The organism is Rickettsia tamurae (assembly GCF_000751075.1).
GTDB lineage: Bacteria > Pseudomonadota > Alphaproteobacteria > Rickettsiales > Rickettsiaceae > Rickettsia > Rickettsia tamurae.
Map to the genome: position 1 here is coordinate 307,805 of NZ_CCMG01000008.1, position 11,970 is coordinate 319,774.

Here is an 11,970-nt window from a genome sequence, read left to right on the forward strand (position 1 = left end):
AATAAGGTAAAGTTTTGTGGTATACTCGTTTAATTTGAAAAATTGGCATCGTTATGTAGGAAACGGCGTTGTGTGACTCTGTGTCATACCGTGGCTTGACCACGGTATCCAGTTACTAATAATAAAATGATTAGTATTGTTAAGTTATTTCTAGATCCCGCGATCAAGTCGCGGGATGACATCCCGAATGTTACATAGTATACAAAACGATAATTTAAATTCAGGTTATTTGTGTTTAGTGATTTACGAAAATTTGACAAAGATATATATAATTATAATGCTCCTAATTTTATACCTATAGCATGTCATTATAATGAAAATACTTTACTTACCAAAGACGGTAAATTACTACAAATTATCAAAATACACGGCATTAACTCAGAGAAAATAAGCGATAACATACAAAATTTACGTGAAATGGTTAGAGTTTCTATAAAAAAGAATATAACCGATTATGATTTTGCTTTTTGGCTACATACAATACGAGAAAAACAAAATTTAGACGATTCCACTCCTTACAAAAAATTATTACCGGCAAATATTCATGCACTATGGCAAAGAAAAAACCATTGGAATGATAAATTCGTTAATACTTTATATATATCTATAGTACATAATTCTGCTAAAGTTGACATCAAAAATTTTAACTCTTTAATAAATTCTTTATCTAGTAAATTAATTACTGATTTTGAAAATAACTACTTAGATTCAGCTTTTCAAAAACTAGAAAATATCACTAATAATATTTTAAACGATTTAAACGAATTCGGTGCTGAAAAACTCGGCATAATATTTGAAAATGATAATGTTTTTTCTAATCCTTTATTTTTATATAATCGAATAGCTAATCTTAATAATAATGATTGTTTGGTACCTATAATAGATTTATCCGATGCACTAGGTAGAAGTATTTATAAAATTAGCAGCGATAAAATGGTAGTTACGGATCATGAGAAAAATAATAAATTCGCTTCTTTACTATCTATAAAAGAATATCAAGAAACTCCTTCTAATACACTGGATAAATTTTTACAGTTACCGATTGAATTAATAATAACTGAAATATTTTACTTTGTTAGCAAAAAACAAGTAACATCCAAATTGCATGGTCAAGATTATATTCTAAAAATTACTAACGACTCAACTTTACTTAATCACAAAGGGATTAATAAGCTTGATGCAGCTAATTTAGATTTTCAATTTTGTAATCAGCAAATTTCAATTGCCGTTATAGAAGAAGATGAAAATAAACTAGATGCAGCCGTAACTAAAGCATCAACCGAACTTTTTAAACTTGGTATTATTCATGTAAAAGAAGATCTTAATATTGAGCAAATATTTTGGTCGCAATTACCTGCTAACTTTGCCTTTATACGTAGAATGTCACCATTATCCGTAGAACATATTGCTTCTCTTACCGCTCTTCATAATACTACACTCGGTAATCAATATAATCCTTGGGGTAAGGCTATAACTTTACTACGAACCGAGAAAGGTACTCCATATTTCATGAATTTTCATGATAAAACGAATAAAGGCAATACTTGCATCTTTGGTACGGGAAAAACCGGCAAAACCGTATTATTGAACTTTTTAATATCAGAATCGACTAAATACGATCCAACAATAATTTATATCTCTAATAATAATGATTCTAAAATTTTTATCGAGGCAATAGAAGGCAAATGGTTAGAACCGGACAAACAAATTATAAATCCATTTTTAGTAGATGATACAGAAAAATCACAAGCCTTCATTTTAGAATTTTTAAAATTAATCAGTGGTCATTATATTTCACCTCTTAGTGAAATAGAGATATCTTTTCTAGAGAACTTAAAAAATAAAATTTTATCAATTGAAAAAGAAAAACGTATTTTTTCCGATATTTTAAAATTAGAAGATTTTAAGGAGAAAGGAGGAATACAAATACTTGATAAACTTAAAGTTTTTACCGAAGGACAATTATATTATGGATTATTTGATGGACCGTCTCTTAACATTGAAGAAGGGAAAGTTATAGGGTTTAATTTATATAAACTTTCTGATGAGCCGTTTTCTAAACAATTTTACCCGACGGAGAGAAAATTTTTAGAACAATTTAATAATAATTTAAAGAAACACCAAAGTATTAGTGCAGCAGTAATTTATGCTTTTACTTATCATTTAAGCCTAGTTGGCAGAAAACCTAAAATATTTGCTGCCGATAATTTTGATAAACTTTACAGACCTGAGGTTTATTATGATAATATAAATTTAATCTATAATAATTTATCTCAAAATAACGGTATTTTCTTCAGTAATTTCAATTTTATTTATCTTAAGTCATATCCAAAATATACTATAAAACCTTGGCTTGATTTAATTAATACTAAAATTATTCTACCGTCTGACGTTAAAATAGAAGATTTAGATAAAATTTTAGGTTTAAGCGAGCCGGAAATACGAAAATTATCACAGTTAATACTTTCTGCAAGAATGTTCTTAATTAGTAAGGATAATGAATCGATAGCTTCTGAATTAAGTATTGCCGCTTTAATAGGAATTGTCCGTATTTTATCAAGCAGACAAGAGGAAATGGATATTTATAAAAAAATACTTGAACAACACCAAGGTCCTCCGGATAATTGGGTTAATTACCTATATAATGAGTTAAATACGGACTAATGTTTCACTCTGTCATCCCGTGATTTATTCACGGGATCCAAAAAAACTAAAAAGGACTGGATCCCGCTACAAGCTCGCAGGATGACAATAATTTATTATGAACTATAAAAACAACGAGCATAAAGAATACTCAAAGTGTTAAAAAAATATTTACTATTTTTCTTATTTTCATTTTTCTCATTTAATGTATATGCATCTATTTGGGGTGATATAGTCGATTGTCTTAGCGATCCATGTAATTGCGGTCAAAGTGAGAGAACGGAAATTTGGAATAAGGGCAGCAAAAATGAAGTAAAAAGAGGGCCTTTTAAACCAGGCACATTGTGTCCTCCTTGGAATAAAAGCGACGGTCGCGATAATGATACTTGTTTATTAAAATTTGATTACCCAGGTACATTTATCGGTTTTTTACTCAATAGATGTGCGGAAGAAGCCCCTGATAGTAGTTACTTTACTCCAAAAATTCGTATTAGAGTTCAAAGCTGTAATGCCGCAGCTTGTTGGCACCAAAACTCTACTTTAAATTGGGATGGAGAATGTGTATTATGGCCTACAGGTTACGGTCTACCTCTAACTAGAGTTTGTGCTAGAATTGCCGTACCGGATATGCCTCCGCCTCCCGGAATAAATGCTACACCTTCCCCTGCAGATCCAGGTTATACCGATGGAGTACATCTCAATAAAGTCGGTTACACGCAAAGTGATAATAAGATAATCGGTGTAGACGGAAAAATAGTTACTTTAAAATCTCCTAAACTTTGTGCTTATAGCGACCCTGGACTTGTTAACCTTGTTTCAGATTCCGGTGTACATCTTGATCCGATGGACTGGAATCCTAATCGTCAACCTCTTCATCAAACTAATGAACTTAGCCCTATTGCAAAAGTATTAAAATTTTTAGTTGAAACGGTAAAAGGAGCAAGTTTACCAAGTTTATTAGGGCAGCTTCTTGGTATGATAGATCAAAATTCAGAATTTATAAAAGTACTTCAATCAATACTTAATGCAATAGGAGAGATTTTTAATTTTTTTCCTGATTTAATAATAAAAATTATTGAAGCACTTGGGTCATTAAACGGTTCTGTAGATAGCTATTCTTTTGGTTGTGTACAATTTCCTTTAGGACCTTTTCCACCGCCATATTGTCCAAATTTAGATTATATTAGCATTAATGCTAGTGCTAATAATGTATGTAGCATAAAAGATGCAAACGGCAAGTTTGACCAATCTTCTACTAGTCCGGCTTGTGTAGTGCCGTCTAATATTAATGTTAAAAACAATATTGTTAATAATACCATACGTGTTAGCTTTAGCAATCTTGTTCCACTTTGCACGAGTTCTACCTCTGATCTCAAAACTTGTGTAGAACCACGTAATATAGATTTTTCTTCAGCAAAAATTACTCATACTAATACGGCTTTTAAAGATTTAATTAAATCGTGTAAGAATACTTCAGGCGGCACTCCATGTATTAATACAGAAATTCCTACGCCATGTAGTGTTACGGCTAACGGTTGTAATGAGGGATTTAGAATAGTATATTCGCAGAAAATTGGAAATGTAGAAACACCTAGCGATTACTACATAAGCGATATACCGGACTGTCCAAGTTCTAATTCAACTACCTGCCAAAAAGTATGGGGAGTTAATATCGGCGAATTTAAGGATGTAAGCGTAAAATTTCCTGAGGTACAAAAACAAGATACAACTAGCTTAATGCCTATAAAGACAGATGTCACCTTAAAAGACAATAACGGTAAAGATAGGAAGCTTTATGTCTCTATTAGTAATACCGAAGACGATAAGCAAAATCCTAATAATATTTGCTTATTTGAATCCGGTAATTTAATAGATTGCGTACCGAGAGTAAATCATTCTTACAGCTTAGCTGCTTATGAATGTGCAAAACAATATGCCGGAATTACCTGTACTAATGATAGCAATCTCAACGATGCTTATTATAAACCGCAATTCATTGCTTCAGTACAAGTAAGAGAAGGCAACAATATCATAGATGAAACAAGCACTCTTGTAACGCCGTTAGCATACGCCGGACCTCCACCTCCCAACCCCACTGACACAGAAAGCATAGTAATGCTTGCCGGTTATAAGTATAGTTCTTCCGTTGCGTTTATACCTAAAGATCCGAAGGAAGATAAATATATTGCTATGCCGTTTTCAGGAGAGAATGCTCTAAATCAGTTGACTATTCACGGTAAATATAAAGATGATAAAGAACCTTATGATAGTAATGGAAATCCTGACTCAAGTGCGGTATATTTAAAATATTTAGAATATATAAACGGTAAATATATCCAAGGTGGAACGCATGCCTGCTTGATGCCGAAAAATTTCCAACATTGTAATCCTATGCCGCTTCCTACTTTACCTGATGGATCACCTATTCCCGGTTACAATAATGACTCGACAAATTGTGTACTTGCTAAACTAAACAACAACGATACTATAAATTGTAAGGATTTTAAAAATAAATATAACGTTAAATATCCAAATCTTGGCTTATGTAAAAAAGATACAGATCTAACGAGCTGTACTCTAGAAGAAACAGTGTCAGGTCCAGGAAGAGGTATTACAATTTATACTTGCAATATAAATAAGATTCCGAGTAAATGCTATACCAATAACGATAAGGCTAATACTCCAATATGTGTTTTAAGTAGGGATTATACAGATAGAATTAAGCCGGAACCTAACATAGGACCAATATTAGTACCGGTAGATCCTTCAAAATATTATACAGTGACATATACAAAAAGAGATGAAAACACTCCTCCTGAGCCGACATATAAAGCTGAGACTGAGGATGTAAGAGATAAAACTTGGCAAGAGCTGAATCTTTGTGCTCCTATATTAGTACCTACTTGTGCTAAAATTCCTAGCACAGCGGGAGCTCCTTCCGGTAACAATCACGGTAATGCAGAATGGCCTGAAAGCGATATAGGAGAACTTGCAAAAGGAAAATGTCCAACGAATTGGATAGTTATTGATCCTAGTAAACCTTTAGAACGCCATTGTTTGTCATATTTTGATAGAAAGGTTGTCGAGTTTGAACCTTTAGGTCAAGATGTCGGCTGTAGAGAATCTACAGGATTACCTATAAAAGTTGGTTATAACGACTTTCCATCAAGCCAATTACCTGAGACCCCTTATAATCCGGTAACTAAAATAGGTGACTATATCTTAAACAAAAAACCGTTACCACAGGGGAGCATTATGGCATTTCCAAAGGATGGGGCATTTATAGATGCAACAAATGAACCGGGCAATACAATATTGCATACTGTAGAATTCAAAGTAACTTTAGATGCAATAATGGACGATATTGAGTATTTTGAGGTAAAAGATTTATGGTATGATGATTGCACATTAATATATGTCAACGGCACAAAGCTACTTAGCCTCCCTACTAACGTTGATTCTCTAGATGAGAAAAGGTACTGTAACAATGGAAATGACCAAGGTCAAGCATTACAAGCTAAGAATTTACCGATTGATATAAAGCGTTATTTAAAACAAGGAGAAAATACTATAAAATTCCAGCTAAGAGTTATGTTTGGCGGGGGGTTATATTTCCACATGCAATATAAAATGAAGAGATAAATAAATGAGTTGGATTATTTTTTATACGGTAATCGCTGCTTTACTGATTCTCGATTTGGGAATAATACACAAAAAAAATACCGTAATGAGCTTTAAAGAAAGCGTACTTTTTAGTCTTTTCTATTTTGTAATAGCTTGTTTATTCTGTATCTATGTTTACTATAATACGGGGGCAGATCATGCTCGTGAATATTATACTAGCTTTCTCATTGAGAAAGCTATGTCACTTGATAATATTTTTGTTATCTCTATTATTTTTCAATTTTTTAAAATTCCCGGGAAATATCAACATCGTGTTTTATTTTTCGGTATAATAGGCGTAATAATATTCAGAGCCATAATGATTTACGGCGGTATTATTCTTATAAATAAATTTGCCTGGTTATTATATATTTTTGCCGTAATACTTATTGCTACCGGTATAAAAACTTTTTATGTATCACATAAAACTTTTGATATACAGAATTCTTATATTTACAAGTCAATAGTAAAAAATCTAAATATTACTCCTAATCTTGAAGGGGATAAATTTGTTGTTAAACGTAATAACAAACTATATTTTACCCCCCTTTTTATATCTCTAATACTGATAGAAGCAATAGATTTAGTCTTTGCTATAGATAGTATACCGGCAATATTCGCAATTACTAATGATGTTTATATAATTTATACTTCAAATATTTTTGCTATTTTAGGGCTTAGAGCGTTATTCTTTTGTTTAGCAGAAATTGTAGAACGTTTCAGTCATATAAAATATTCTTTGGCTTTAATTTTAATATTTATCGGCTTTAAAATATTTATTCATCATTATATAGCGATTCCGGCATATGTTTCGCTCACTGTAACTATTACTTTATTACTATTTGGTATAATTGCTTCCATAATTAGGAAAAATATGATTGACCATTAATAAAAGGGGTATATAATATTTTTTTATTTTTTAAGCAATTATAATGACTAAATTACTAAAATTATTTTTTATTACTATCATAATTTTTAATAACATTGCTTTTGCAAAAGAAACAGGGTTCTATATAGGAGCAGAAGGCGGAATAGTTGAACCGGTCGTTAGTAAATTCCGACATAAACACTCAAATACCGAAATAATTTTAAAAAAATCAAGTATGCATAGTGGGAAAATAGGCTATATAATATATCCACAGATAGCTATTGAATTCTCAGCAACTTATCAACCTAAATATCGTCTGCATTACGTATTACCTCAGCAAAATTTAAGTAATGGTCTCACTATTCCTAAAACCCCAGGTAATACTACCGTATTATCAAATATATATGCTAAACCTTATTTATGATTTAGAAAAAATAAAAACTTTCACACCTTTTGTAATACTTGGAGGTGGAATAGCACAAATAAAAGTTAAGCCTACCTCTTCTAGGTGGAGTGTTATAAATAGCGATTATTTTAAAGTAAGAAGAACTCATAAAAATTGTGTTGCTTGGCAAGCAGGTCTTGGGATTTCACAAGATGTAACTTCAAATTTAAGTATTGATGCAACTGCAAAATTACAAACGGCATATAGAGTAAGAATTAATTATGATACGCTTGATATGAAAACGGGGCAATTTGTGCCGGCAAATCCTATCAAAAAAACTATAGCCGTTGGAGAATTTGGTGTAGGATTTACTTATAGATTGCCATTTTAATAATTCTGTGAAATATTTATATGAAAGCTGCAATGTCATCCCGCAGTCAAGCCGCGGGATGACACGAATAATCCAACTATATAAGGAAAAAATATGTCCCAAAAAGCTACTAACTCTTCTTCTACCCCTAACGGTCATGATAAGACGGCAAAAAAATCACATTCCATACAATCAGTTCTTAACGGTGCGGTTTCAGATCATAACACTTATGATGAAGTACCATATGAGAGCTACCCGTATGCCACTACCCACCCCTATCACTTAAGTACACTTGCAACTCTTTTCGATGTAAATGCTCCTGAAGTCGAGAATGCAAAAATATTAGAGCTTGGTTGTGCAGCAGGCGGTAATTTAATACCACACGCAGTTCTTTATCCAAAAGCTCATTTTGTTGGGGTTGATTTGTCTAAGGTACAAATTGACGAAGCAAATAAAAATGTCAAAGAACTTGGACTGAAAAATATAGAATTTCATCATTGTTCGATAACCGATATTGATGATTCTTTCGGTAAGTTTGATTATATAATTTGCCATGGCGTAATTTCTTGGGTGCCAAAAACCGTTAGAGATAAAATTTTTGAAGTTTGTAATAAAAATCTTAGCCCAAACGGAATAGCATATATTAGCTATAATACGCTACCGGGTTGGAATATGGTCCGTACTATTAGAGATATGATGATGTATCATTCTAACTCATTTGCAAATGTACGGGATAGAATAGCTCAATCTAGATTGTTACTAGAATTTGTTAAGGATAGCTTAGAGAATTCTAAAACTCCTTATGCAGAAGTATTAAAAACCGAGGCAGGGCTGCTTGCTAAACAAACCGATCATTATTTACGTCATGATCATCTAGAAGAAGAAAATGCTCAATTCTACTTCCATGAATTTATGAATGAAGCAAGAAAGCACAATTTACAATATTTAGCCGATTGTAATCTTTCGACTATGTATCTTGGTAATATGCCACCAAAAGTAGTAGAGCAGTTAAAAGCGGTGAACGATATAGTTAGAACTGAACAATATATGGATTTCATTACGAATCGTCGTTTTAGAACCACTTTGTTATGTCATAGTGATGTGAAAATTAATAGAAATATTAACAATGATGATATAACGAAATTTAATATGATCTTTAATATAGTGCCTGAAAAACCACTCAAAGAAGTAGATCTTAATAATGCTTCAGAATCCTTAAAATTCTTCTTAAACGGTAATAAAGACTCTAACTTAACAACTAGTTCGCCTTATATGAAAGCTATTTTATACACTTTCAGCGAGAATCTAAATAATCCGTTAAGCTTTGAGAAAATAACCGCTGAAGCTAATAAAAAGCTACATAATACTAAATTAAACGAAATTAAAGCTGAGCTTTTAAATAATGCAATGAAGCTAGTATTACAAGGTTATATTAGTATTACAAATCAGAAGCATCGAAATAACCCTGAGCTTGATAAGCCTAAAACAACAAAAATGGTAATACATCAAGCAACCCATACACCTTCTATGTGGGTTACAAATTTAAAACATGAACCGATCGGCGTTAATTTCTTTGAGAAGTTTGCACTTAGATATATGGACGGTAAACATGATAAAAAAGCAATCATTGAGGCTGTACTTGGTCATGTAGAAAAAGGCGAGCTAACTTTAAGTAAAGAAGGTCAAAAGGTAGAAAACAAAGAAGAAATACGCAAAGAACTAGAAAGCTTATTTACTCCGATGATCGAGAAATTTTCTTCTAATGCTTTGTTGGTTTGATGTTTGAATATAGGCTTACTATGTCAAATATGTATTTATATTAAGGTTATTTTTCTGGATTCCCGCTTTCGCGGGAATGACATCGAAATCATGCAAAAAACATGTCGGAAGAGGCAAAAATGAATAATAAAAATACTAATCAAACCGAAAAAAGTATATTAATTGGAATGCAAGAGGCTGTTTTATACGCTAAAGGAAAATTAAAAGCAAATAAACATGATATAAAATTATCTAATATGGACGTGCATGAAGCAAGAGATAAGTTAAAATTAACACAACAACAATTTGCTACAACATTTGGAGTTAGTGTTGCAACTTTAAGAAACTGGGAACAAGGAAGAAGATTACCTACCGGAGCTGCAAAATTACTTCTTAAGATTATTGAGAAAGAACCTAATGTTGTAAAACGAGTTTTACGAGGATAAAATAGAGATAAGACACAACCTATATAAACACCATGCCTATATTTTTTTATTTATTTGCAACATTAATAACTATCAGTAGCTTATGCGTTGTCTTAAGCAAGAATTCCGTATATTCGGTATTATGGTTAATTTTTGCATTTATCAACGGTGCAGGGCTTATGATTTTGCTTGGAGCAGAATTTTTAGCTATGATGCTGATAGTGATTTATGTTGGAGCTGTAGCAGTATTATTCTTATTTGTGATAATGATGCTAGATATGCATTTTAATAAGACAATAACACAGTTAAAAGAAAATCTTGCTTTAAGTATTTTTATAGCTCTAACAATGTTTGCTGATTTAGTAACAATTATTTTACTTGGCACCAAAAATATTAATTTCAGCTCCGATATATCATTTGCCATAACAAATAATATCTCAAATACTAAAGCAATAGGAGGCGTACTCTACACAGACTTTATGCTACCGTTTCAAATGGCGGGCCTTATCTTATTTGTCGCTATGATTGCATGTATTACGTTAACACTAAAGAAGCGTGAGGGAGTAAAACGTCAAGATATATCAAAACAACTACGTCACAATAAAGAAAATACCGTATTAATGACAAGGCCTATTCTAAATAAAGGTGTTGAGAATATTAAATATGAATGAATATATTTCGCTTAATCATTATTTAATCTTAAGCAGCTTAGTTTTTACTATCGGAATGTTTGGATTATTTATGCATCGCAAAAATATTATCAATATATTAATGTCTATTGAGTTAATGCTGCTTGCAGTTAACATAAATTTTGTTGCATTTTCCGTATATATGCAAGAATTATCGGGACAAATTTTTAGTATTATAATCTTAACCGTAGCAGCTGCCGAAACCTCAATCGGGCTTGCAATATTACTAATATATTTCCGTAATAAAGGCTCAATTGAAATTACCGACATTAATCAGATGAGGGGATAATGATGTATCAAAATATTTCCATAATGATCATCATGTTACCGCTTGCCTCTGCAATAATAAACGAGTTATTCGTAAGGATAATAGACAAAAAATTAGCTCAAGTAATTACAACCGGCTTTTTATCTTTATCTGCCTTATTCTCATTAATAATATTTTGTGATGCGGGCTTAGACGGAAATATAATCCATATTAAATTATTACCATGGATTGAGGTTGGAAATTTTAAAGTAAATTGGTCGATTTATATCGATCAGCTAACTAGCATAATGTTTATAGTCGTAACATGGGTATCTAGCGTCGTGCATATTTACTCGCTTGGCTATATGGCCGAAGATAAGGGGATTATACGCTTCTTGTCTTTTCTTTCTTTATTCACTTTTTTTATGTTAATGCTAGTATCTAGCGATAATTTCTTACAGTTATTTTTCGGTTGGGAGGGCGTCGGCGTTTGCTCATATTTACTAATTGGTTTTTGGTATTCAAAAGAATCCGCCAATAAAGCAGCGATTAAAGCTTTTATAACAAATAGAGCCAGCGATTTTGCTTTTATCTTAGGCGTAATAACGATTATTGTTTATTGTGGTTCGGCAAATTACAAAGATGTATTTTCATCTGCAGAATTATTATCTAATACAAAAATATTGTTACAGTTTTCTATTCTAGATATTATTTGCTTCTTATTATTCATCGGCTGTATGGGTAAATCTGCACAGATTGGTTTACATGTATGGCTTCCTGATGCGATGGAAGGACCGACTCCGGTATCCGCACTTATTCACGCAGCAACCATGGTAACGGCAGGAGTATTCTTAGTAGCACGCTGCTCGTATTTGTTTGAATATAGCCCTTTAATTCTACAATTTATTACGATTATCGGCGG

The 11,970-nt window shown here is 32.1% G+C and carries 8 protein-coding genes and 1 pseudogene; all 9 read left to right on the forward strand.

From position 1 onward, the window contains the following. Positions 1-231 precede the first annotated feature (231 nt). On the forward strand, positions 232-2,664 hold the full coding sequence (locus MB29_RS03500; protein WP_032139025.1) for a VirB4 family type IV secretion/conjugal transfer ATPase: 2,433 nt from the start codon (positions 232-234) through the stop codon (positions 2,662-2,664). A 135-nt stretch (positions 2,665-2,799) separates the two neighbouring features. Continuing rightward, entirely contained in the window at positions 2,800-6,285 is a 3,486-nt protein-coding gene (locus tag MB29_RS03505; RefSeq protein ID WP_032139026.1) for a hypothetical protein, read from the forward strand. Positions 6,286-6,289: 4 nt separating this feature from the next. Beyond that, on the forward strand, positions 6,290-7,195 hold the full coding sequence (locus MB29_RS03510) for a TerC/Alx family metal homeostasis membrane protein (RefSeq protein WP_032139027.1): 906 nt from the start codon (positions 6,290-6,292) through the stop codon (positions 7,193-7,195). 43 nt (positions 7,196-7,238) lie between these two features. Further along, positions 7,239-7,950: pseudogene (locus MB29_RS08380) on the forward strand (outer membrane protein). Positions 7,951-8,043: 93 nt separating this feature from the next. Then, positions 8,044-9,708: a methyltransferase regulatory domain-containing protein gene (locus MB29_RS03520; RefSeq protein ID WP_032139028.1), complete on the forward strand. Its 1,665-nt coding sequence runs from the start codon at positions 8,044-8,046 to the stop codon at positions 9,706-9,708. A 119-nt stretch (positions 9,709-9,827) separates the two neighbouring features. Continuing rightward, positions 9,828-10,133 carry a helix-turn-helix domain-containing protein gene (locus MB29_RS03525; protein WP_032139082.1) on the forward strand — a complete coding sequence of 102 codons (306 nt, stop codon included), beginning with the start codon at positions 9,828-9,830 and terminating at the stop codon, positions 10,131-10,133. Positions 10,134-10,165: 32 nt separating this feature from the next. Continuing rightward, positions 10,166-10,783: an NADH-quinone oxidoreductase subunit J gene (locus MB29_RS03530; RefSeq protein ID WP_032139029.1), complete on the forward strand. Its 618-nt coding sequence runs from the start codon at positions 10,166-10,168 to the stop codon at positions 10,781-10,783. Continuing rightward, positions 10,776-11,090, forward strand: a complete 315-nt coding sequence (gene nuoK / locus MB29_RS03535) for an NADH-quinone oxidoreductase subunit NuoK (RefSeq protein WP_010421133.1) — start codon at positions 10,776-10,778, stop codon at positions 11,088-11,090. Before MB29_RS03530 ends, nuoK begins: the two co-directional genes overlap by 8 nt. Next, positions 11,090-11,970 (forward strand): NADH-quinone oxidoreductase subunit L (locus MB29_RS03540; protein ID WP_032139083.1); only part of this gene is annotated, 881 nt, incomplete at its 3' end. The genes nuoK and MB29_RS03540, both read left to right, overlap by 1 nt.

What these genes read in the sequence shown, in the direction of transcription:
- MB29_RS03510 (WP_032139027.1), top strand. Translation starts at nt 6,290, where the DNA reads ATGAGTTGGATTATTTTTTATACGGTAATCGCTGCTTTACTGATTCTC.
- MB29_RS03520 (WP_032139028.1), top strand. Translation starts at nt 8,044, where the DNA reads ATGTCCCAAAAAGCTACTAACTCTTCTTCTACCCCTAACGGTCATGAT.
- MB29_RS03525 (WP_032139082.1), top strand. Translation starts at nt 9,828, where the DNA reads ATGAATAATAAAAATACTAATCAAACCGAAAAAAGTATATTAATTGGA.
- MB29_RS03530 (WP_032139029.1), top strand. Translation starts at nt 10,166, where the DNA reads ATGCCTATATTTTTTTATTTATTTGCAACATTAATAACTATCAGTAGC.
- nuoK (WP_010421133.1), top strand. Translation starts at nt 10,776, where the DNA reads ATGAATGAATATATTTCGCTTAATCATTATTTAATCTTAAGCAGCTTA.